The following is a 20,612-nucleotide window of genomic DNA, read 5'->3' on the forward strand; positions in this document are numbered from 1 at the left end:
TGTGTTGCTTATTATGCCCATGTTTGAAAAAATGTTGCGCATTTCACATCGGGCAAAGGCATTCTCTCCTCTGGCAAAAGTACAGTGCGCCGCAACAACGCCGAATGGAAAGAAGATAGCGACGTTCCTTGCAAGAGTGATTTTTGGTGAGTCTTTTAGGGGTGTTTTCGCGGTTCAATTGAGTCTGAAGCATTCAACTGGTTAAATTAAACCAACTGACTAGGAGGCAACATGAAACATACCGACTTTGGCCAAATGCCCTGCCCGATCGCGCGTAGCCTCGGCAAGGTAGGCGAGTGGTGGAGCATCTTGATTCTGCGCGATGCATTCTATGGCCTGACCCGCTTCGATGAATTCGAGAAGAGCCTGAAGATCGCACCGAACATGCTGACCCGTCGCCTGGCCGGCCTGGTCGAGGGCGGCCTGATGGAGCGCCGCCAGTACAGCACCCGCCCGCCGCGCTACGAATACATCCTGACCAAGGCGGGCCGCGACTTCAAACCGGTGCTGCTGGCCTTCATCGCCTGGGGTAACGAGCACCTGTCGCCGGAAGGTGCCAGCTTGCTGGTGGTGAGCCGCGAAACCGGCAAGCCTGCCGACCAGGTCCTGGTCGATGCCAATAGCGGCCTGGCCATCAATGACGAGGACTATATGTTTGCGCCAGGCCCTGCCGCGCCGGAAGTGATGCGCAACCGCATCACCGAAGCGGGCCGCCGCATGCCTAATTAGGCTGAAGCTGTTCGTAGACCGCGTTGGCGAGCTGCGACAGCTCTTTCTTTCCGACGGCAGCCGACAGCGCATAGCCGAAGCTGCCGTCGATCCAGTAAAACACCCCCACATTTCCTTCTTGCGCGAACCGGAACCCGGTGTCGCGGTTCTGCTTCTGGCCGGAGCTGACGTAAAGCGTCAGGCGCTGGCCGCTGGCGTCGCCATACATGAATTGGGCGACCGGACCGTTGTCGCCCGGCAGCAGGCGGCCGCCTACCAGCTCATATCCCTGTTTTGCCAGTTGCGGCGGACGTAGCGGCTTGCCCAGGCGTTTCGACAGCCAGGCCACCAGGTGCTGCTGCTGGTCGGCGCCGACTTCCACCGGATGCCGGACTTCGGGGGTGTAGACGGCGTGGGCGAGGGCGGCCTGGCGCGGCAGGGCGGCCAGGGACTGTCCCGCGCCGCTGGCCGCGCGTCCCGCCCCGCCGCCAATTCCGGCGCCACGCAGCGTCCAGCCGGCGGCGCCGCCGAGCACGCCGGCGCCGACCGCCACCGCCAGCATGGCGGCCATGCGGCGCCAGGCGGGGATGGTCCATGCCGGGCCGGCACTGTGCGCGCCGGCATTACCTGCGCCGGGGGCGGGGCGGGGTGCATCCCCGGGCCGGGCGCCGGTGCGCGGCGTTTGCATCAGCTCCGGAACGCCGGCGTCGAGCACCGGGTCGAACAGCGCGTGCAGGGCGGCATTCTGCTCGCGATAGGCTAGCAGTCGCGCCGCTTCGGCGCGATGGCCGGCCAGGTAGCGATCGACCGCCGCCTGCCGATCCGGCGGCAGGCGGCCATCGACCCAGGCTTGCAATTCGGCTTCGTTCATTTCACTACCTTCAGGTTGGCGGCTGGCGGCTGCCCCGCCATCAGCCGCCGCAAATGCTCGCGTGCACGGCTCAGGCGCGACATCACGGTGCCAAGCGGGATATCGAGCGTGGCCGCCACGTCTTCGTAGCGCATTTCTTCCAGTGCCACCAGCAGCAGGACTTCGCGCTGGGCCGTCGGCAATTGCTGCAGGGCGCGTTCCAGATCGTGCAGCTCCAGTGCCGCGGGCGGTGGCGCGGCCGGCAAGTCCGCGTCACCGAGTTCCACGGCCGGCGGCGGCGCGCGCCGCAGCTGGTCCACGTGCAGGTTGTGCATGATGCCGAACAGCCAGGCGCGCAGGTCGCCGTCCGGCCGCCACTGGGCGATGCGCGCCCAGCCGCGTTCCACGGTGTCCTGCACCAGGTCGTCCGCGCTGGCACTGTCGCCAGTGAGCGCCCGCGCATAACGGCGCAGGCGCGGCAGGCAGGCCAGCAAGCGTTCATGCACCTCCTGCATGCGCTCAATCCTTGACCACGTGCCAGATATCCTTGACGTTGTCGCCCGCGCGGTCGCCGGCCTTCTTGTCGCCGACGAACAGGTAAAGCGGCTTGCCCTTGTAGGCGAGCTGCTTGCTGCCGTCATCGCGGGTGATGGCAGACCACGGCGCAGCCAGTTCGCCGGTGGCCGGAACGGCCGGCCAGTTTTTCAGGCAGCCTTCGACGCAGGCGCTTTTGCCGCTGCCGGCAACATCCTTGTCGAAGGTGTAGACGGTCATGCCAGCGCCGTCGACATAGACGCCACCGGCCTTCTTCAGCGGTTCGGCGGCGACAGCGGCAGTGCTCATGAGGGCGGCCAGGGTGAGTACGATAGCTTTCATGTTTACCTCCGTGTGTGATGAGTATTGCGTATACGTAGCGTGTGGCCAGCTTATTCCATCCTGCCTAAAATGTTTTCTTGCTAATTCTGTCACGGAGGATGCGATGAACAATTTCATGCGTGTAGCTGTGTTGTCGGCCCTGCTTGGTGCAGGAAGCGCCTGGGCCGAAGGTCTGGCCAAAGCGGACCAGAAAATGCTGACCGACCTGGCCATGGCCAATATGGCGGAAATCGAGACCGCCAAGCTGGCCTTGCAAAAGACCCAGAGCGACCGGGTCAAGAGCTTCGCCCAGCAAATGGTCGATGACCACACCAAGGGGCTGGAGGAAGTGCGCAAGGTCGCGGCCGCGCGCAGCGTGACCCTGCCGAACGAGCTCGATGCCAAGCATAAAGCCATGGCCGCCAAGCTGGAGAAACTGTCCGGCGACAAATTCGACCGCAGCTATATGGAGCAGGCCGGCGTGCAGGCACACAAGGAGGCCCACCAGCTGGTCACCAAGGCGGAAGCGACCGCCAAGGATACCGAGCTGAGGTCGCTTGCTACCCGCCTGCAGCCCACCATCCACCAGCACCTGAACAATGCCGAGCAGTTGAACGCCGCCATCAGGGGCAGCGCGACGGTCGGCAGCAGCGCTACTCAGGGCAGCAGCGGTTCCGGCACCACGGCGCAAGCCGAGGCTGGCGGCCACGATCATGGTACCAGCGGCGGCAACAAACCCGATTCCAGCACCCGCACGAACAAGCCGGACCGGCGCTGAACCGAGCGGCCGGCGGGCCGCGCCGTTGTTTGGCCAGCAGAGCTTAAGCTACTTGAACACCAAAAAGTCCGGTCGTGCGGTATGATTCTTCGCTGCAACACCTATTTCAAGGATATCAAGTAGTGGATTTGTTCGCGCTCGACGAAGAGCTGGCCCAGTGGGAAGCTGCATTGCCGTTTTCTGAGGGCCAACCGCGCCTGCAACTGCTCTCACTGCTGGCCTGGCATCTGCGCCAGCGCGATGGTGTGCGATCGGCGCAACTTGTTGAAGAGGCAACTTCGTTGGCCTTTCTTTTGCCAGCGGCGGAAAGACGTGTGCTGGCAGCGCGCTGGGAGCTGCTCAAAGCGGAAGCCTGCTGGCTGGGCGGCGACCTGGACGCCGCCGGCATCACCGCCGAACGCGCCATGCTGGAATTTGCCCGAAACAATGACCGGCCGGGCGCGGCCGACACCCACAGCCTGCTGGCCTGGATCGCCTTCGACCGCGGCGATTCCGCCGGCTGCGACAACGAACTGGCGCTGGCCATCGCCGATGCCCGCGCTTCCGGCGACGCCATGCGCATCGGGATGTTCGAGAGCCTGGCTGCCCTGTTCAGCGTATTTCGCAACGCGCCTGCCGCCAATGAGCGCTGGAGCAAGCACTTTGCCATCGACCTGGCCGGCCAGCATCCGGTAGTTGCGGGCTGGATTTCCGACTACCTCGGCACCGCAGCCTTCCAGGCTGCGGAGTTCGGCCGCGCCATCAGCTACCTGATTGCCGCTTTCGAAGCGGCCATGGTTTCCGGCCAAGTCCGGCGCGCCGTGATCCTCGCCACCAATATCGGCAACGCCTTCACCCGCCTGAACGCCCACGACGCCGCGCTGGAATGGATGCAGCGCGGGCTGGCGCTGGCGCGGCCGACCGGCTGGCCGATGTGCATCGGCCTGGCCCAGATGCAATCGGCTGAAACGCTGCGCCACCTTGGCCAGCGGCCGGCGGCCAAAACGCTGCTGCGCGACGCGCTGCAGATGCTGGCGCCCTTGTCCGGTTCGCGCGCGTTTGTCATGGCGCTCGAATACCAGGGCGACCTGGCGCTGGACCTGGGCGATTATGAAGCGGCGCTGGCCAGTTTCCGCGAGCTGGAACAGCGCGGCCACGCCCTGGCGCAAAGCGATTTCCACAGTTGCGCGCGGCGCGGCCAGGCCCACGCACTGGCGGGGCTGGGCCGGACCGGCGAGGCGCAGGCTGCCGCCATGTCGGCGCTGGCGCTGGCGCGCGAACTGAGCGATCCTTTCAGCCAGATCGCAGCGTTGAGGGTGCTGGCTGATATCCATGCGGGCAATGCGATGTCCGTGCTGCAGTACCTGCGCGAGGCCTTGATGATTGCCGCCACCATAGAGGGCTATATCGTGCCTGGCGAACTGCTTGATGCGGTGGCGCGCGAGTATGCCGCCGTTGGCGACTTTGCACGCGCTTACGAATTTTCGGTGCAGGCCAATGCGGCGCGCGACCGCACCAACAGCCAGGAAGCCACCAACCGCGCGATTGCGATGCAGGTACAGCACCAGACCGAGCGCGATCGCCAGCTGGCTGCCGCCGAGGCGCAGCGTGCGGAAGTGCTGGCCCAGACCAGCGCTACGCTGAGCCACCTGTCAGCGATCGGCCAGGAGATTACCGCGCAGCTCGATGCGTCGGCCGTGTTCCGTGCGCTGGACCGGCATGTGCATGGCTTGCTCGATTCGACCCATTTCTCGATCTTCCTGCTGGAGCCGGACGGCGATTTCCTGCATTGCGCTTTTGGCGTGGAAATGGGTTTGCCGCTGCCGCCGACGCGCATTGCCATGTCCGATCCGCGCTTCAACACGGCGCGCTGCGTGCGCGAGCGCGATGAAATCCTGATCGAGATCGAAGACAAGTCCGATACGCCCAACCTGATTCCCGGCACCTTGCCCACCCTCACGCTGCTGTTTGCGCCGTTGATGATCGGCGAGCGCGTACTGGGCGTGATGACGGTGCAGTCGATGCTGCCGCGCGCCTACGGCGAAAGGGAACGGCTGATCTTCCGCACCTTGTGTGCCTATGGCGCCATTGCGCTGGACAATGCCGCGGCGCAGGCGCAACTGCTGGAGAAGAACCTGGAACTGGAGCGCGCATACAAGGCGCTGGAAGAAGTCAGCCTGACCGACCAGTTGACCGGCTTGCGCAACCGCCGCTTCTTCCTGCAGCACGTCGAGTCGGACGTGGCGCTCAGCCTGCGCGGCTATGACGGCGGGGAAGCCGGGCCTGACAACGACCTGGTGTTCTACATGGTCGACCTGGACCATTTCAAGGAAGTCAACGACCGCCATGGCCACGCCGCAGGCGACTCGGTGCTGGTGCAAATGAAGGATCGCCTGCGCGAAGTGTTTCGCGAGTCGGACTACCTGGTGCGCTGGGGCGGCGAAGAATTCCTGGTGCTGGCCCGCGCCACCGACCGCAGCGGTGCCCATGTCGTGGCCGAGCGCATTCGTGACGCCGTGTCCTCGCGCGAGTTCGTTCTGCCCGATGGCACGCCGCTGGCACGCACCTGCTCGATCGGTTTTGCCTGTTATCCCTTCCTGCCGTCGCATCCGCGCCTGATGTCGTGGTCGCAGGTGGTGGAACTGGCCGATCTGGGTCTGTACATTTCCAAGCACTCGGGACGCGATGCGTGGACGGCCGTGCATGCGACCGCGGCGGCGCAGCCGGAAGGGCTGTTCGCGCGCCTGGTGCATCAGCCGGGAAAGTGCGTAGAGCGTGGCGAAGCACGCATCGTGACCAGCCTTGGAGAGCGCACTATAATCTGCCCATGAGCATACATCGCTGTTCCTGGGCCAACCCAAACAATCCTCGCTATATCGCCTACCACGACCAGGAGTGGGGCGTTCCATGCCGCGACGAACTGCGCCTGTTCGAGATGCTGAACCTCGAAGGCGCGCAGGCGGGCCTGAGCTGGGAAACTATCCTCAACAAGCGCGACAACTATCGCGCGGCCTTCGATGGCTGGGATGCGCGCAAGATTGCCGCGTATGACGAGGCGAAGGTGGCGCAGCTGCTGGCCGATCCCGGCATTGTGCGCAACCGTCTCAAGGTGAATGCCGCCATCACCAATGCGCGCGCTTACCTGCGCTTGCTGGAAGAGGGGAGCAGCCTGTCCTCGCTGTTGTGGGATTACGTGGGCGGCAAGCCGATCGTGAACCGCATTGCAGCGCAGGGCGAGCGGCCGGCGCGCACCGAACTGTCCGACCGCATCTCCAGGGATCTCGCCAGGCGCGGGTTCAAGTTTGTCGGGTCGACGATTGTTTATGCATACATGCAGGGAATCGGGATGGTGAATGACCATGACCTCGCGTGCTTCCGCCACAAGGAGTGCCAGCACGGTGGTTGATCACCGCCACGTCGTGCTCGATGCCGCATTCGGCAGCGGTGACCAGTTCCTCGCCGCCCTTGCGCGCCACTGCGCCGCAGCAGACGCTTGCCATCTGCACTACCTCGCGATCGTCCCGAGCGTGCCCAGTGCGTCCACCCAGGCCGCGCTGGCCGAGGCCGTGCCCGCCCTGGCCGTGCAATGGCCGGTCGATGTCCCCGGCCTGCATCGCCTGCACCTGCCATCCGAGCGCCTGACCCTCGACCTGCTCGCCGGCCCGGTCGAAGGCTGGCTGCCCGAGATCGTGGCCCGCGTCGATGAATTCATCATCGCCGATCCGCTGGAGCACATCCGCGCCCTGCAACGCCTGGCAACGCCGGCCTCCACGCTCCGCATCCGCCAGCCCGACGAGCAGGCGCTGCGCTCCCTGCGCGCGGCCGGCTTCACCATCGCCGGCGAGCCGGAAGGGGAGTGGTACCGCGCCAGCTACACCAGCCGCAAGCCACAGCCGCCGCGGGCCCCGGCGCCCGTCCGCCGCGCCATTGTCGTCGGCGCAGGCGTGGCAGGCAGCGCCGCGTGCGAACGTCTCGCAGCACGCGGCTGGCACGTCACCCTGATCGAGCGCCATGGCGCCCCGGCGCAGGAAGCCTCCGGCAACCGCGCCGGCATCTTCATGCCGCTGCTGTCGAAAGACGACAACATCCCGACCCGCCTGGCGCGCGCCGCCTACCTGTATGCGCAGCGCGCCTGGCAGCAGCTGGGCGGGCTGGACCCCAATGCGCCGGGTCCCGAAGCCGAACAGGGCGCCGCTCCCATCCGCGGCAAGCAATGCGGTGTGCTGCAGCTCGCGCGCGATGCCGAACACGCACTGCTGCAGAAGGAAGTCGTCGACACCTGGCACTACCCCGAGCGATTTGTCCGCTGGCTCGACGCGGACCAGGCAGGCGAGATGCTCGGTGCACCGACACCCTACGGCGCCTGGCACTTCCCCGAAGGCGGCTGGGCCACGCCGGCCACCGCCTGCCGCGCCATGCTGCAAGCCTGTGGCGACAAGCTGCGCCGCATCTTTCACACCGAGGCCCTGCGTATTGAGCGTGCGGGAGAAGAATGGCGCGTGTTCGACGCCCAGGGCCAGTTGCTCGCCGCGGCGCCGACCGTGGTGCTGGCTAACGGCGCCGGCGCCACAGCGCTCGAGCAGGCGCGCGAACTGCCGCTGTACACCCTGCGCGGCCAGGTCACCCACCTGCAGCAAGACGGCTTCCCCGGCCTCAAGCTGGTGGTTTGCCGCGAAGCCTATATGACGCCGCCGGTCGACGGCATTGTTTGCGTGGGCGCCACCTACGACAGATCCAATGACCGCCAGCTGTGGCAATCAAGCCAGGACGAAAACCTGCTGCGCGCGGAAGAAATCCTCGGCCACCCGCATGGCGCCGGCGCCCCGCTGCAGGGCCGCGTCGGCTTCCGCACCATGGCCCCCGACCGCCTGCCCCTGGTTGGCCCCCTGCCCGATAGCACGGTCGACGCCCGCACGGAACGCTTGCGCGACCTGCCGCGCCACCCGGGCCTGTACACCTTGCTCGGCTACGCAAGCCGGGGCCTGATCTGGGCCCCGCTCGCGGCCGAAATCCTGGCCTGTCAACTGGAAGATGAACCCCTTCCCATCGAAGCAACACTAGCCGCCGCACTGGACCCCGGACGCTTCCTGCTCAAGCAGCGCCGCAAGCTATAATGGTTTCCTATCCAACGGCTGGAGAATCCATGGAAGAGCGCGCCGGCTCGCCAGAGCTGTTCATGTTCCTTGCCTCCACTGTGCACGACATGAAGAATTCCATCAGCGTGCTGACCGGTACGCTGGAGAACCTGCTTGTGCAGGCAGGCGATTCCGCGCAGGACAATCCAGCCTATCCGCAGATGGCGCAAATGCTGTACCAGTCGAAGCGCCTGAATGACCACCTGATCCAGCTACTAGCACTGTACAAGGAAGTTGGCCGCCCCAATTATCCTTTCGACCCGACCCCGGTGCAGGTCAGTGAGCTGGTCGACCAGCTGGTGGCCCAGCAGCGCGTCCTGCTGCAATCGAAAGGCATCCGGCTCGACACCAGCTTCCCGCCTGCCCTGATCTGGACCCTCGACGAAGACCTGGTGCTGGGCCTGCTGGCGCACGCAATCAACAACGCCGTGCGCTATACGCGCGACCGTATTTCGCTTGCCATTTGCGAGCACGATGGCTTCATGGAGGTGAGGGTGGAGGACAACGGCTGCGGCTTCCCGCCCAATATGCTGGAAGCGGGCCAGGTCACAGGGCTGGGCATCAACTTCCTGACCAATAGCAGCGGCCTTGGCCTCTACTTCGCCAGTGAAGTCGCCAAGTCCCATAAACACCGCCAGCGCCAGGGCAGCATCGCGCTGGAAAACGGCGGCACGCTGGGCGGCGGCTGCTTCATCCTGCGCTTGCCATGAACGCAACAGCCGTTTCCACGCCAGCCGCAGCGGCGCCGGAAAAGGAACCCGGCACCAACTGGGCCGACAAGCGTTACCTGATCGTGGACGATTTTGTCGGCGTGCGCCAGCTGCTGCGTGAAGCCTTGCGCAGCCTGGGTGCACGCCACATCGACCAGGCATCGAGCGGCGGCGAGGCGATCGGCCTGCTGGCGCGCATCCAGTACGACGTGATCCTGTGCGACTTCAACCTTGGCGAGGGCAAGAGCGGCCAGCACGTGCTGGAAGAAGCCCGCATCCGCGGCCTGCTGTTGCCAAGCTGCGTCTGGATGATGGTTTCCGCCGAAAAGAGCGTGGAGGCGGTGATGGGCGCCGCCGAACACCAGCCCGACGCCTACCTGATCAAGCCGATCACCGAAGGCGTGCTGCTGACACGGCTGAACCGCGCCTGGCAGAAGAAGCAGATCTTCCAGGACATCGACCAGGCTTACCTGGAAAAAGACTACCTGCGCGCCGCCAAACTGTGCGCCGAGGCGGCCGGCCGCAACAAGGTGCATGAGATCGACCTGATGCGCATGCGCGCCAGCTTGCTGCTCAAGGCCGGCGAAACGGAGCAGGCGCGCCTGGTGTACGAAAAGGTGCTGCAGGAGCGCGACTTCAACTGGGCCCGCACCGGCGTCGGCAAGATCCGCATGGCCAACGGCGAGAACGAGGCCGCGCGCCAGATGTTCCAGGGCGTGATTGCCGAAAACCGCTTCTACCTCGACGCCTACGACCAATTGGCCAGGTCTTTGCAGAACATGGGCCGCATCGAGGAAAGCTGCGACGTGCTGGAGCGCGCCGCCAGGATGTCGCCCAACTCGGTGCCGCGCCAGCGGGCGCTGGGCACGACTGCGCTCAAGCTGGGGAATATCCCGCTGGCCGAACGCGCCTTCCGCAAATGCCTGCAGATTGGCGAATACTCGATCATGAAAACCGTCGATGCCTACTTCGGCCTGGCGCGCGTGCTGGGCCAGAAGAACGATGCCAAGGAAGCCATGCAGCTGCTGGCGGCCGCGCAGCGCGACTTCTCCGGCAGCATGGTGGAGCTGCGCTCGAAAATCACCGAAGGACTGGTCTACCACGAAAGCGGCGATTACCGCCGTGCACGCAAGTCCGGCGACGAACTGGAGACCATGCTGAAGGAAGACAGTGAGCGGCCCGACACTGCGACCTGCCTGGAAATGGCCACCTTGCTCTTTGCCGTTGGCGTGAAAGACGCCCCGGTGGAGCTGCTTTGCTACGTGGTGCGCAACAACGACGAGAACACCGTCATCCATGACGAGGTGCAGCGCATCTTCGACAAGGCCCGCATGGGCGATGAAGGCGCCGCCCTGATCAACACGGCGCGCAAGGAGGCGTCGGAGATGATGAACAAGGGCGTGCTGCTATGGAAAACCGGCAAGCTGGATGAAGCGGTGGAATGGATGCGCGAAGCGCGCCGCAGCCTGCCGGACAATATGCGGATACTGTTCAATTCCGCCCAGATCCTGATCTCCCATATGCAGGCCAGGGGCTATAACGATGCCCTGATGTCCGAAGCGAATGATGTATTGATGCACGTTGACCGGATTGCGCCGGGCCAGCAGCGCTTTGCGCAGCTTATTGAACAGTTGCAGAAGTTGATCCCCGGCCGGATGTCGGCGCAGGAAATCGAAGCCGAACTGACGGCCGCCATGAAAGACGACCACGACAAGGAGTGATCCATGCGCGATATCGCCAAAGAGGTCTATAACAAGATGAAGGTGGGGGCTGCTGCCTGGATTCGTCCGGTCAGCGCGAAGGGAGACACCCTCGAATCCTTCCAGAGCGCACACGATGCGGCCAAGGCCCTGGAAGACGAAGGTTTGATCAATATCATGAAGGTCCAGCGCGATGAGGACGGCCTGATCGAGGCCATCCGCATCCAGAAGCTGAATTAGGGCTTGGCAGCCTTCGGCGCACGCTTGGCCGCAGGCTTGCGCGTTGCCGGTTTGGCGACAGGCTTGCTGGCGTCATGCGCGGCGCCGTTCTTGACGGCTGCCGGTTTGGCGGCCGGGTCGGCGGCCATCGCCGTGTTGACCGCTTGCGCGAACTGTTCCTGCAGCAGGTTCCACCAGGCGGCGGGATTGGCCATCTGGTTGGCGGCAGTGCTGGCCGTATCGAGCGCGGCAGGTTTGGCGTCGGCGGCCGGTTTGTCGCCCGGCTTGCCGGTGTCGGCAGCCGGCTTGTCCGCTGGCTTGGCTGCCGCGGGCGCTGCCGGCTTGGCAAACGGATCGCTGTGCGGCGCCTGCTGTACGGCGGCGGCCAGCGATTGCCCCATCGATTTCAATGCCGCGATGGTACCGCGCTGGACTTCCAGCGCCTGGATGCTCGAGCGCAGCATGGTGGCGTTCAGGTTGAGCCATGACTCGACCGCTTTCAGCTCGCTGATTTTCTTGTCCAGGTCATCCACCGACAGCGTCGGCGCGGCGATGCCCGGAATGCTGATGCCGGGCACGCCCATGCTCCCCCACAGGGATTTAACGAAGTCCAGCGTATCCGTCATTACTGCAGCGCCGGGGATGTGGGGCATTTGTGGATTGCTCATATCGGGTCTCCGAGGGTAGGTTGTTTTAGCGTAGCACACAGCTCTCCCAGACAGCAACGAGCAGCAGAACGGCGACGCAAGCGCCGGCAGCCAGCAGCGGGGAAAGATGCAGCACGAGCGACAGGGCGCCCAGCACCAGCAGCAGAGCGATGCCGAGCAAATGGGAGAACGGCGGCCAGGCGCGCGTCTGCGCCAGCCACTTGAACAGGGCGGTCCCGCACAGGAACAGCAGCGGGCCGCCGATGATGGCTGCCATCGCGGCCGGGCCGCCATGGTGGGGATGGCTCAGCACCAGCTCATCGCCCACTGCGCCGACGATGATGCCGGCCACGATGGGAATGTGCAGGTAGGTGTAGTTGTTGCGCGCATGGCGGCCCGGATTCTCGGAGTGCACGATGCGGTGGTGGCCCTGTTCCAGGCCGTGGTCGAAATACAGCCACCACATCAGGATCGCGCCTAGTACCGCCAGCAGGAAGGCAGCGACGGTTGCGGGATCGAATGCCAGGTCGGCAAACGTGGCGCCGGTCACCAGCAGCGATTCCCCGAGGGCGATGATGACGAACAGGGCGCAGCGTTCGGCCATGTGGCTGCCGTCCACGTTCCAGTCGGCCAGGGTGGAGCGGCCCAGACCCGGCACGAAGTAGAACAGGATCGGGCCCAGCATGTCCACCGCCAATGCCGCGAGCCACCATGCCATGCGCGATTCGGGGGCGGCCAGGCCACCGGCAAGCCATAACGCGCCGCTGGCGCTGAGCCACAATGTAATGCGCACGAAGTTGCAGCGCAGTGCCCCATCGTCGCCGCGGCTGGCCGCCAGCATGGCCAGCGTGCGGCCCACTTGCTGCGCCAGGATCGAGGCGCCAAACAGCCAGCCCAGGTCGGTGAAGGCGCGCGGAATCGAAACCGACATCAGCAGTCCTGCCACCAGCAGCGCGAACAGGGCGGCGCGCACGGTCTTCTTCTCCGGATCGAACCAGTTGGTGGCCCACACCGTGTAGATCCACACCCACCAGGTAGCCATGAACAGCAGGCCGACCTGCACGGCGCCGGCAGCATCGAGCTTTTTCAGCAGGGTATGGGATAGCTGGGTGACAGCAAACACGAATACAAGATCGAAGAACAGCTCGACCATGCCGACCTTGCCGGAATCGGCCTGGCCGCGCTGGCGCAAAAGGGACATCGGGGCTCCTTGTCAGAATATCCAGCAAATTATGCCATTGAGCGTGCTGTCAGCGGAATCGGGGAGCGGCACGTTAAACTAGCGACCATGACGATCGTTACTCGCCCCCGCCACCGCCGCCGCATCATTGCCATTTGCGCAGCCACCGCGGCACTGCATTTCGTAACGATCAACTGGGTCAGCGGCCGCATCGGCGCGGCCGGTCGCGCCCCCGATGCTGAGCAAAACATCATCAGCGCGGCATTGCGCCTGGCGCCACCGCCGCCGGAACCGGCAGCACCGGCGCCGGTGGAAGCGGCGCCGCCGCCGAAGCCAAAAGCGAAACCGAAACCGCCCAAGCCCGCGCCGCCGCCGGAAGAAACGGCAGCGGAGGCCGGCAGCGCGCCGGCGGATGCCGCGCCGGTTGCGCCGCCGGAGTCGGAAGCTGCGGCGCAAGCCGGGCAAACGGGCGCTGCGCCGGCCGCGCCTGCCGTAGAATCCGCGCAGCCCCAGGCCGAAGTTGCGGCCCAGGCCGAGCCGCCAGCCGATGCCAAACGCTGGCAGGTCGCGCTGCCGCCCTCGGCCCGCTTCGAACTGGACGTCGCGCGCAAGGATGCGGACGGCACCAACTGGAGCGGTTCGGCCAGCATTGGCTGGCAATCTGACGGCGCCAGTTACAGGGCCACGCAGGAGGTCGGCATCAGCCTGCTGATTGCGCGCGTCAACCTGCTTGAAGTGAGCAGCGAAGGCACGATCAACGACTTCGGCATCGCCCCGGCCAAGTTCAGCGAGAAGCGGCGCAACCGCTCGGCCACCGCGACCCACTTCAACCAGCAGGAACAGAAGATCACCTTCTCCGCCAGCGAGCGCAGCGTGCCGCTGACGGCGGGCGCGCAGGACCGCGCCACGGTGCTGTTCCAGCTGGCCGGCATCGGGCGCGCCGACGTCAACCAGTTCGGCAAGCCGATGGACATCCTGGTCGGCGAAGACCGCAATGCCCAGGTCTACAGCTTCGTGCTGGTCGGCGAGGATGAACTGGACACCAAAATGGGCAAGCTGATTACCTGGCACCTGGCGCGCCCGCCCAAGCCGGGCAGCTACAGCGCCCGGCTCGATATCTGGCTGGCGCCCAGCCTGGACTGGTACCCGGTGCAGATCCGCAATACGGAAGCCAATGGCGCCGTCACCACCCAAACCGTCACACGCATCATCAAATAAGGACCAAGCCATGCGCAGTACCCTGATCACCCTGACCCTCGCCCTCGCCGCCGCCACGGCCAGCGCCGCCACATCCGACTACCCGGTCGCCAGGCGGGCCACCAGCCTGCCGCCGTCGGCCGACCTGAGCTATGCTGTCAAGGGCAGCAACCGCGGCATTCCGCTGTTGGGCACGGGCACCGTCGCCTGGCGCCAGGGCGACGGCAGCTACTCCCTGCATACCGAAGCGCGTTCCAACCTGTTCGGCAAAGTGCTCGAGCAGCGCAGCGAAGGCACGCTGGACGGCTATGGCCTGGCGCCCGCCACTTTTTACGAGAAGCGCTTCCGCAAGGACCCGACCACCACCCGTTTCGACCGCGGCACGCAAAAGATCGAGTTCGAAGACGGCAAGGCGAGTTACGCCATCCGCGGCGGCGAGCAGGACCGCAGCAGCGTGACCTTCCAGCTGGCGCTGCTGGCGCGCGCTACGCCGGAAAAGTTCACGCCCGGCAGCGAATGGACCTTCTTCGTGGCCGGCCGGCGCGATGGCGAGCCCTGGACTTTCCGCGTGGTCGGCACGGAAACCCTGGAAAACCCCGCCCTGGGCGAGCAAAAAGTGCTGCACTTCAGCCGCAAGCAGGTTGGCAGCCACGGGCAGCAGGTCGACCTGTGGCTGGCCCCCAACCTCGACTGGTACCCGGCACGCATCCTTTACACGGAAGAAGACGGTGATTCCTTCGAGCAAGTCCTAGAGAAAGTCAACCGAAAATAGCCACACCCGGCCTGTTATACTTGCACCCTCAAAGTCGGGACTGGCTGCCAACTTGAAAGTCGGGGTCAGCTCCGGCAATCGGACATTTTGCATCGCAAAATGTCCGATTGCCGGAGCTGACCCCGACTTTCCAATTGGTAGCTCCCCGGTTTTAATTACTGGAGCGCAATGATTGATTTGATGGCAAGTGCGGCCCTGGCCGACACCAACCCGACTGAGCAAGAGCAGCAGGATGCCCTGCAGGCCCATTTCCAGCCCCACATTTCCGCCGACGAGATCGAGCAGGTCTACCACCTGAAGCGCGCCCAGCCGCTGTTGCAGGTGTTTACCGCATTGTTCCACGGCGGCTTCGAGGGGGTGCTGGTGCGCCTGCTCGTCTTGCGCGAACTTGCCAATGACACAACTTCGTCGGCATTTTCCCGTGCCGATATCAATACCCGCCTGGCCTACCTGCTGCCGGAAAGCCTGGAAACGGTGCTCAACCGCCTGCGCTCCAACGGCCTGCTGGCCTGGGATGCGCAGCAATCGGTCTACCGCGTGACGCCGATGGCGCGCAATGTGCTGGCCTCGATCGACAGCCTGCTGGTGCTGGCCGCCCCGGACGACGATGCCGAAATGGGCTTCCTGCTGTCGCAGGTAGCCGGCGCCCAGGCGGTGGGCGGCGTCACCAGCGAGCAGCTGCAGCACCTGCTGGGCCGCCTGGTCGACCTGACCGAAGAATTCCGCGACGCCATCGCGTCCGGTTCCGAATTCCGCCTGCGCGAGTCGCAGGCCAAGTGGCACCAGGCCTGTGACTGGGTCGAGAAGGGCTCCGAGATCCTGCGTGCCATCACCACTGACGAAAACGCGGACAGCGCCACGCACCGCGCCGCGCAAGCGATCGGCCGTGCCCAGTCGCAGCTGCTGAACATGCAGGGCATGTTCTCGCGCGCGCTGAACCAGATCGAGCGCCAGCGCGTGCACCTGGGCCAGTCCGGCCTCTCCACTACCGATATCAAACGCTGGCTGCTGGCGCATGAGGACCTGTCCTCGCTGGCGGTCGATGCAATCGACCAACCGGTGAAACCGCTGTTCATCACGCCTGCCGAGATGATCGACGTCGCCGAGACTGAATTAATGACAGAACGTGCCAATAACAATGGGCTGAACGGCCTGCCTGCCGGCCAGGATGCGCCGACCACGATCAACGACAGCCCTGCGATGCAGAAGGAACTGGACGACTGGCTGGCCCGCTTGTCCGACTTCGCGCAGTTGAACAATTTCCCGTCCGTGGCCGAGGAGTCGCCGCGCGAAGTGAAGGTGCACGAAGCGCTGCTGCCGGCGTCCTTCGCCCTGGCCTCCTACCGCGCCTCGATGCTGCCGCTGCTGGGCGACGAGGCCGAGGCTTCGATGCAGGGCACCACTGCGGACCTGGCGCGCCTGCCGGTGCGCTTCTCGCCGCAGGACGAGATGGTGCAGTTGCCCGACCTGGAGGTCGCCGCCATGTCCCTGGCCGCGCTGACCCTCGAATTAGACAAAGAAAGCCCGAAGTCCGATGAGTGACGATACCCAAATCCTGATCGCGCGCCTGGTGGCGCACCAGACCTTGCGCCGCGACGACAAAATGGTCAAGCGCGCCCTGTCGGACGAGCTGTTCCGCGCCGAAGTCGATGCGCGCCTGGCCGCCTGCGGTATGAAGCTGCTGGATAACGTCTATGCCGACCATGTCACGCTGGCCCTGCAGCGCAATATCGAACCGAAGGTGTTCGGTGCGCGTGATACCTGGCAGAACAATAATTTCGGCTTGGCGCGCGACGGCGTAGCCTTGCTGGTGGTGCTGTGGGCGCTGATCATCCTGCCCAAGCGCGAGCGCCAGGAAACCCACCAGCACGCGGACGACGACCAGAACGATATGTTCGGCACCGACAAGCCGGTGCCGCGTGCGGAAGACACCTCGATCGGCATCCCGTACAAGGCGCTGCTGGCCGACTTCGGCGACAAGCTTGGCAAGAAAACCCGCATGGACATGAACCTCGGCATCCTGGGCAAGCTCGGTTTCATCGAGCGCCGTGGCGACATCATCGTCGAAGGCCCGCTGCTGGACCTGCTGATGGATACCGACCTGCTGAAAGAACGCATCATCAACGGCGCCCTGGCCGACGTGTTCAAGCGCGCCCCGGCCCAGATCGTGCACATCCCGCGCGAAGTGCTGGCCGCGGCCAACGACGCCGAGCCGCAACCGGCGGCCAATGAAGAAACCCCGACGGAAGAATAAGCGATGTTCCAAATTAAATCCCTTGAGCTGGTCCACTGGGACTACTGGCAGCGCATCAAGAACATTCCGCTGGATGCAAAGATCATCACCATCGCGGGCCAGAACGGCTCCGGCAAGACCACCTTGCTGGACGCGCTGCGCACGCTGTTCGGCCTCGATTGCTCGATGGGCCGCACCTACAAGCACTACGCCCGCCACAGCGGCCAGCAGACGGCCTGGCTGCGCGCCGTGGTGGACAACAAGCCGCAGGGCAAGCAGCTGTCCAACCGCCCGTTCCGCAGCAGCGGTTTCTTCGCCGAAGACGAGGTGACCCTGTTCTGCCAGGTGCAGAAGAATGGCGGCGACTGGAAGCGCCAGTACCTGATGCGCCCCGGTAATGTGGAAATCGAAGAAGTCACCGAAGCGAACGACTGGCTCGGCGTGGAGAACTACCGCAAGCGCCTGGCCAATGCCGGCCTGTCGCAAGCCATGTCCAAAGTGCTGGCGCTGGAGCAGGGCGAAACCGACAAGCTGTGCGAATATGCGCCGCGCCAGCTGCTGGACCTGGTGTTCCAGGTGTTCGGCGACAAGGAAGTGCTGGACGCTTACGACGAGGCCAAGCGCCACCAGCGCGACACCGAGGAAGAGCTGAAGCGCTTCGAAGCCGAACTGGAAGGTTCCAAGACCAACCTGGAAGGCCTGCGCCTGCGCGTGGCCAATTACCACCAGTGGGAAACGCTGCACAAGGAACGCCGCAACCTGCAGGAGGAAGTGCTGCCGTCGCTGGAATACCACGAGGCGCGCGAGAAGGCCGCCAACGTCAGCCGCCAGCTGCGCGAAGCGCGCAAGCCGCTGGCGCAGGCCGACCAGGTGCTGGCCGACAAGCGCAATGAAGTTGCCAAGCAGGCCAAGGCGCTGCAGGACGCGCAGCAGCAGGAAACCCTGCTGGAGCAGGAACAGACCGCGCTGACTTCGCGCCTGAACCACATCAACGGCAAGCTGAAGCCGCTCGAATCGCTGGCCGAGCAGAAGTCCCGCCTGCAAAAGCTGGCCGCCGAATCAGGCGCCGATGTGGCCGATGCCGCCGCGCAGCTGGAAGCCAAGGAAGCCGAGCTGCTGAAGCTGCGCTCGCAGCGCGATGCCGTGACCAACCGCATCGCGCAGGACAAGGCCACCATCAACGCGCTGTCGGGCAAGACCGCCATGCCGGAACCGGACAATGTGCGCGCCATGCGCCGCGCCCTGAACGATGCGGGTATTCCGCACGCCATGCTGTCCGATATCGTCGAAGTGACCGATCCGAAGTGGCAGGGCGCCGTCGAGGGCGTGCTGGGCGGCTACGCCTCCGTGGTGCTGTTGGAGCGCTCGTCCGATGCGTCGTCGGCTTACCGCCTGGCGGAGAAGGAGCGCTATCGCCACTTCATCGTGCCAGATTGCGTGAAGGCGCACGAGCCGAAGAACCAGAGCCTGCTGTCGGTCGTGAAGTTCAGCGGCCTGGCGCCGGAATGGCTGATCGACCAGCTCTCGCGCATCACCCGCGTGGAGTCGGTGGAAGAGGGCGCAAAGCTTGGCAATATCGAGGAATGGATCACGCCGGAGGCCTACCACAAGGAACGCCGCGGCGGCCGCTCGCTGTTCGTGGAAGCGTCGCGCTACCGCTTCGGTTCCGCCGGCAAGACATCGCGTATGGATGCAATCCAGAAGAACCTGCCGAACCTGGAAGCCGAAGAAGACAAGTACACCCTGCAGATTTCCAAGCTGGCCTCGGAAACCTCCGCCCTGAAAGCCCGCCTGGCCGGCGTGGATGCGGTGAAGGAATTGAGCGCCCGGACCGAAGAATTCGACGAAGCCGCACGCTCCGCCGTGCCGCTGCGCGCGGAACGCCTGGAAGTCGGTTCGCGCCTGGGCGAGCTGCAAGGCCTGATGAAGAACGCCACCGTGACGCGCACCAAGGCCGACACCGCGTGGCAAAGCGCCCGCATGTCGCTGTCCGAAGCGGAAGCGGGCATGCGCCTGAACTTCAAGCGCCAGATGGAACAGCGTTCCGACCACGCCCGCGCCATGCTGGCGCTGCGCCGCCAGTGGCGCCACCTGCCGGGCGCATGGCGCCGTCCTGCGCGCCGCCTGGCACTGGTGCAGCAGCACCAGAACGCGCACCAGGTCGACCTGCGTATCGCCAGCCTGCAGTCGTCGCTGGCACGCGACGACTGGGAACTCGATGCCACCGTGATCGACCAGTACGCACGCCTGAACGAGCAGCTGTCGAACCGCAAGACGGAAACCGAAGAACGCCGCTACCAGAACAACCGTGCGATCGAAGCGACTGCTAATGCGCGCGGCGCCTACATCGAACGCCTGCGTTATACGATCAAGACTTATTCGTCGAACATCAAGGAATTGGGTGCGCTGGCCAATATCGACGTGCACGTCGAGCCGGTCAAGCTGGAGAACGATGACTTGCTGCTGGCGCAAGCAGGCCTGCAGGTACGCTTCAAGTTCGACGGCAAGGGCCCGATCGGCCTGAACGACGGCGAAGCGTCGGGCGGCCAGCAGGTGATGAAATCGCTGGTGCTGCTAATTGGCTTGCTGAAGTCGGAAGACGGCTCCGGCGGCTTCGTGTTCATCGACGAACCGTTCGCCCACCTGGACATCCGCAACATCCAACTGGTCGGCGAGTTCCTGAAGAACACCGACGCCCAGTACCTGATGACGACGCCGCTGACCCATAACACCGACGTCTACGATCCTTCCGACCTGACGCTTATTACGAGCAAGAAAAAGAAGGACACCCAGTGGGCGCAGCCGATCTTCGTGCTGCAGCGCCGCCAGGCCGTAGCCGCCTGATGGCGGCCGGCGCCACGTCGCGCCGGCTCAATCGTTCGTGGTAATCCCGACGGCACGGTACATCGGACAGAACTTAACCGTGCCCGTCAGGAGCGGCAGCACGCCGATCCAGCCCCATAGGCCGATCAGGCCAAGCAGGTTGGCCGCGATCAGTCCCAGGCCGACAGCAACACGCAGGGCACGGTCCACCGTGCCGATATTTTCAATCATGGTCATGGCTTTCTCCTGTTACTGGCAACCAGTATGGGAAAGCCCGGCATGGCCGGGAATGACCTGGATCAATTAAAGCGTGGCCTCAGGCGGCTTCCTTGGAACAGGCGCCCAGGATGGTGTCCAGTTCCTTCTTCAGTGCCAGTGCCACGGGCCGGCCGCGTATGCGGTTCACCATTTCGAAGAAGGTGATGCGCATCGCCTTCAGGTCTTCCAGCGTCTGCGCCGCTTCCAGCTTGGTTTGCAGGACCTGGCCGCGCAGGCCGAGGGTCGGCTCGATGGTGCGCGCATAGAAGTCGCGCGCTTGCTTGTACTGCGCAGCGAGTTCTTCTTCGGTAGGCAGGACCGGCATGACGGTGATCGGCGGTGCTTCGCCTTCTTCGATGAAACCCTGTGCCAGCAGTTCGTTGACAGCGCTGGCGTCCAGCCCGAGCCCGGTCACTTTCGGCAGCAATTCTTCCATTGGATGGCGGCCATCAATCATCACCAGCAGAGTACGCATACGGGATTGCAACCCATAGGTGCGCGCCGAGATTTCCTCCCGGCCCTTGTTGGTCTTATTGTAAGTCGTCATAGGAATATTTCCTCGCAGCAA

Annotated in this window: 20 protein-coding genes; 13 read left to right on the forward strand and 7 right to left on the reverse strand. The window is 64.7% G+C overall.

The window, feature by feature from the left end:
• Positions 1–231: 231 nt before the first annotated feature.
• Positions 232–729 carry a winged helix-turn-helix transcriptional regulator gene (locus ACWBU6_RS04795; RefSeq protein ID WP_057264480.1) on the forward strand — a complete coding sequence of 166 codons (498 nt, stop codon included), beginning with the start codon at positions 232–234 and terminating at the stop codon, positions 727–729.
• On the opposite strand, the gene ACWBU6_RS04800 is transcribed toward ACWBU6_RS04795, so the two are convergent.
• From ACWBU6_RS04800 to ACWBU6_RS04810, 3 genes are read right to left on the reverse strand one after another with little or no spacing between them, the layout of a single operon-like run.
• Entirely contained in the window at positions 722–1,579 is an 858-nt protein-coding gene (locus ACWBU6_RS04800) for an anti-sigma factor family protein (protein ID WP_452647700.1), read from the reverse strand. The genes ACWBU6_RS04795 and ACWBU6_RS04800 overlap by 8 nt on opposite strands.
• Positions 1,576–2,073: an RNA polymerase sigma factor gene (locus ACWBU6_RS04805; RefSeq protein WP_452647701.1), complete on the reverse strand. Its 498-nt coding sequence runs from the start codon at positions 2,071–2,073 to the stop codon at positions 1,576–1,578. Before ACWBU6_RS04805 ends, ACWBU6_RS04800 begins: the two co-directional genes overlap by 4 nt.
• Before the next feature lie 4 nt (positions 2,074–2,077).
• Positions 2,078–2,401 carry a COG4315 family predicted lipoprotein gene (locus tag ACWBU6_RS04810; RefSeq protein ID WP_452649527.1) on the reverse strand — a complete coding sequence of 108 codons (324 nt, stop codon included), beginning with the start codon at positions 2,399–2,401 and terminating at the stop codon, positions 2,078–2,080.
• Between the two features lie 136 nt (positions 2,402–2,537).
• Here ACWBU6_RS04810 and ACWBU6_RS04815 point away from each other — a divergent pair, with 136 nt between their 5' ends.
• From ACWBU6_RS04815 to ACWBU6_RS04845, 7 genes are all read left to right on the forward strand, one after another.
• Entirely contained in the window at positions 2,538–3,191 is a 654-nt protein-coding gene (locus ACWBU6_RS04815) for a DUF4142 domain-containing protein (protein WP_452647702.1), read from the forward strand.
• A 122-nt stretch (positions 3,192–3,313) separates the two neighbouring features.
• Positions 3,314–6,001 (forward strand): diguanylate cyclase, encoded by a 2,688-nt coding sequence (locus ACWBU6_RS04820; RefSeq protein ID WP_452647703.1) that lies wholly within the window; start codon positions 3,314–3,316, stop codon positions 5,999–6,001.
• Positions 5,998–6,576 (forward strand): DNA-3-methyladenine glycosylase I, encoded by a 579-nt coding sequence (locus ACWBU6_RS04825; protein ID WP_452647704.1) that lies wholly within the window; start codon positions 5,998–6,000, stop codon positions 6,574–6,576. The genes ACWBU6_RS04820 and ACWBU6_RS04825 overlap by 4 nt, the downstream gene beginning before the upstream one ends.
• Positions 6,524–8,284: an FAD-dependent 5-carboxymethylaminomethyl-2-thiouridine(34) oxidoreductase MnmC gene (gene mnmC, locus ACWBU6_RS04830; protein WP_452647705.1), complete on the forward strand. Its 1,761-nt coding sequence runs from the start codon at positions 6,524–6,526 to the stop codon at positions 8,282–8,284. Before ACWBU6_RS04825 ends, mnmC begins: the two co-directional genes overlap by 53 nt.
• A 29-nt stretch (positions 8,285–8,313) precedes the next feature.
• Positions 8,314–9,015, forward strand: coding sequence for a sensor histidine kinase (locus tag ACWBU6_RS04835; RefSeq protein ID WP_452647706.1), 702 nt, complete (start codon positions 8,314–8,316; stop codon positions 9,013–9,015).
• On the forward strand, positions 9,012–10,736 hold the full coding sequence (locus ACWBU6_RS04840; protein ID WP_452647707.1) for a tetratricopeptide repeat protein: 1,725 nt from the start codon (positions 9,012–9,014) through the stop codon (positions 10,734–10,736). The genes ACWBU6_RS04835 and ACWBU6_RS04840 overlap by 4 nt, the downstream gene beginning before the upstream one ends.
• A gap of 3 nt (positions 10,737–10,739) precedes the next feature.
• Positions 10,740–10,955 carry a hypothetical protein gene (locus ACWBU6_RS04845; protein WP_452647708.1) on the forward strand — a complete coding sequence of 72 codons (216 nt, stop codon included), beginning with the start codon at positions 10,740–10,742 and terminating at the stop codon, positions 10,953–10,955.
• Here ACWBU6_RS04845 and ACWBU6_RS04850 read toward each other — a convergent pair.
• Both ACWBU6_RS04850 and ACWBU6_RS04855 read right to left on the reverse strand, forming a co-directional pair.
• Positions 10,952–11,602, reverse strand: coding sequence for a PhaM family polyhydroxyalkanoate granule multifunctional regulatory protein (locus ACWBU6_RS04850; protein ID WP_452647709.1), 651 nt, complete (start codon positions 11,600–11,602; stop codon positions 10,952–10,954). The two genes, ACWBU6_RS04845 and ACWBU6_RS04850, sit on opposite strands and share 4 nt — an antisense overlap.
• Before the next feature lie 25 nt (positions 11,603–11,627).
• Positions 11,628–12,782, reverse strand: coding sequence for a low temperature requirement protein A (locus ACWBU6_RS04855; RefSeq protein WP_452647710.1), 1,155 nt, complete (start codon positions 12,780–12,782; stop codon positions 11,628–11,630).
• Positions 12,783–12,869: 87 nt separating this feature from the next.
• On the opposite strand from ACWBU6_RS04855, the gene ACWBU6_RS04860 reads away from it, so the two are divergent.
• The 5 genes from ACWBU6_RS04860 to ACWBU6_RS04880 all read left to right on the forward strand — a co-directional run bounded on the left by ACWBU6_RS04860 (position 12,870) and on the right by ACWBU6_RS04880 (position 19,807).
• Positions 12,870–13,979, forward strand: a complete 1,110-nt coding sequence (locus ACWBU6_RS04860; RefSeq protein ID WP_452647711.1) for a DUF3108 domain-containing protein — start codon at positions 12,870–12,872, stop codon at positions 13,977–13,979.
• 10 nt (positions 13,980–13,989) lie between these two features.
• A complete protein-coding gene (locus ACWBU6_RS04865) occupies positions 13,990–14,730 on the forward strand; it encodes a DUF3108 domain-containing protein (protein ID WP_452647712.1) in 741 nt (246 codons plus the stop codon).
• A gap of 168 nt (positions 14,731–14,898) precedes the next feature.
• Positions 14,899–16,272 (forward strand): hypothetical protein, encoded by a 1,374-nt coding sequence (locus ACWBU6_RS04870; RefSeq protein WP_452647713.1) that lies wholly within the window; start codon positions 14,899–14,901, stop codon positions 16,270–16,272.
• Positions 16,265–16,984, forward strand: a complete 720-nt coding sequence (locus tag ACWBU6_RS04875) for a hypothetical protein (protein ID WP_452647714.1) — start codon at positions 16,265–16,267, stop codon at positions 16,982–16,984. Before ACWBU6_RS04870 ends, ACWBU6_RS04875 begins: the two co-directional genes overlap by 8 nt.
• Before the next feature lie 3 nt (positions 16,985–16,987).
• A complete protein-coding gene (locus ACWBU6_RS04880; protein ID WP_452647715.1) occupies positions 16,988–19,807 on the forward strand; it encodes an ATP-binding protein in 2,820 nt (939 codons plus the stop codon).
• Between the two features lie 27 nt (positions 19,808–19,834).
• On the opposite strand, the gene ACWBU6_RS04885 is transcribed toward ACWBU6_RS04880, so the two are convergent.
• Together ACWBU6_RS04885 and ACWBU6_RS04890 are read right to left on the reverse strand one after the other, a co-directional pair.
• Positions 19,835–20,023 (reverse strand): YgaP family membrane protein, encoded by a 189-nt coding sequence (locus tag ACWBU6_RS04885; RefSeq protein ID WP_452647716.1) that lies wholly within the window; start codon positions 20,021–20,023, stop codon positions 19,835–19,837.
• Between the two features lie 79 nt (positions 20,024–20,102).
• Positions 20,103–20,591, reverse strand: coding sequence for a hypothetical protein (locus ACWBU6_RS04890; RefSeq protein WP_452647717.1), 489 nt, complete (start codon positions 20,589–20,591; stop codon positions 20,103–20,105).
• Positions 20,592–20,612 lie beyond the last annotated feature (21 nt).

It is taken from the genome of Pseudoduganella sp. HUAS MS19 (assembly GCF_053615455.1).

Bases quoted from the DNA above. Each gene is read 5' to 3' on its own strand.
- ACWBU6_RS04890 (WP_452647717.1), bottom strand. From the start codon at position 20,591: ATGACGACTTACAATAAGACCAACAAGGGCCGGGAGGAAATCTCGGCG.
- ACWBU6_RS04860 (WP_452647711.1), top strand. From the start codon at position 12,870: ATGACGATCGTTACTCGCCCCCGCCACCGCCGCCGCATCATTGCCATT.
- ACWBU6_RS04805 (WP_452647701.1), bottom strand. From the start codon at position 2,073: ATGCAGGAGGTGCATGAACGCTTGCTGGCCTGCCTGCCGCGCCTGCGC.
- mnmC (WP_452647705.1), top strand. From the start codon at position 6,524: ATGACCATGACCTCGCGTGCTTCCGCCACAAGGAGTGCCAGCACGGTG.
- ACWBU6_RS04865 (WP_452647712.1), top strand. From the start codon at position 13,990: ATGCGCAGTACCCTGATCACCCTGACCCTCGCCCTCGCCGCCGCCACG.
- ACWBU6_RS04800 (WP_452647700.1), bottom strand. From the start codon at position 1,579: ATGAACGAAGCCGAATTGCAAGCCTGGGTCGATGGCCGCCTGCCGCCG.
- ACWBU6_RS04835 (WP_452647706.1), top strand. From the start codon at position 8,314: ATGGAAGAGCGCGCCGGCTCGCCAGAGCTGTTCATGTTCCTTGCCTCC.
- ACWBU6_RS04845 (WP_452647708.1), top strand. From the start codon at position 10,740: ATGCGCGATATCGCCAAAGAGGTCTATAACAAGATGAAGGTGGGGGCT.
- ACWBU6_RS04840 (WP_452647707.1), top strand. From the start codon at position 9,012: ATGAACGCAACAGCCGTTTCCACGCCAGCCGCAGCGGCGCCGGAAAAG.
- ACWBU6_RS04855 (WP_452647710.1), bottom strand. From the start codon at position 12,782: ATGTCCCTTTTGCGCCAGCGCGGCCAGGCCGATTCCGGCAAGGTCGGC.
- ACWBU6_RS04810 (WP_452649527.1), bottom strand. From the start codon at position 2,401: ATGAGCACTGCCGCTGTCGCCGCCGAACCGCTGAAGAAGGCCGGTGGC.
- ACWBU6_RS04825 (WP_452647704.1), top strand. From the start codon at position 5,998: ATGAGCATACATCGCTGTTCCTGGGCCAACCCAAACAATCCTCGCTAT.
- ACWBU6_RS04850 (WP_452647709.1), bottom strand. From the start codon at position 11,602: ATGAGCAATCCACAAATGCCCCACATCCCCGGCGCTGCAGTAATGACG.
- ACWBU6_RS04875 (WP_452647714.1), top strand. From the start codon at position 16,265: ATGAGTGACGATACCCAAATCCTGATCGCGCGCCTGGTGGCGCACCAG.
- ACWBU6_RS04880 (WP_452647715.1), top strand. From the start codon at position 16,988: ATGTTCCAAATTAAATCCCTTGAGCTGGTCCACTGGGACTACTGGCAG.
- ACWBU6_RS04795 (WP_057264480.1), top strand. From the start codon at position 232: ATGAAACATACCGACTTTGGCCAAATGCCCTGCCCGATCGCGCGTAGC.
- ACWBU6_RS04870 (WP_452647713.1), top strand. From the start codon at position 14,899: ATGATTGATTTGATGGCAAGTGCGGCCCTGGCCGACACCAACCCGACT.
- ACWBU6_RS04885 (WP_452647716.1), bottom strand. From the start codon at position 20,023: ATGACCATGATTGAAAATATCGGCACGGTGGACCGTGCCCTGCGTGTT.
- ACWBU6_RS04815 (WP_452647702.1), top strand. From the start codon at position 2,538: ATGAACAATTTCATGCGTGTAGCTGTGTTGTCGGCCCTGCTTGGTGCA.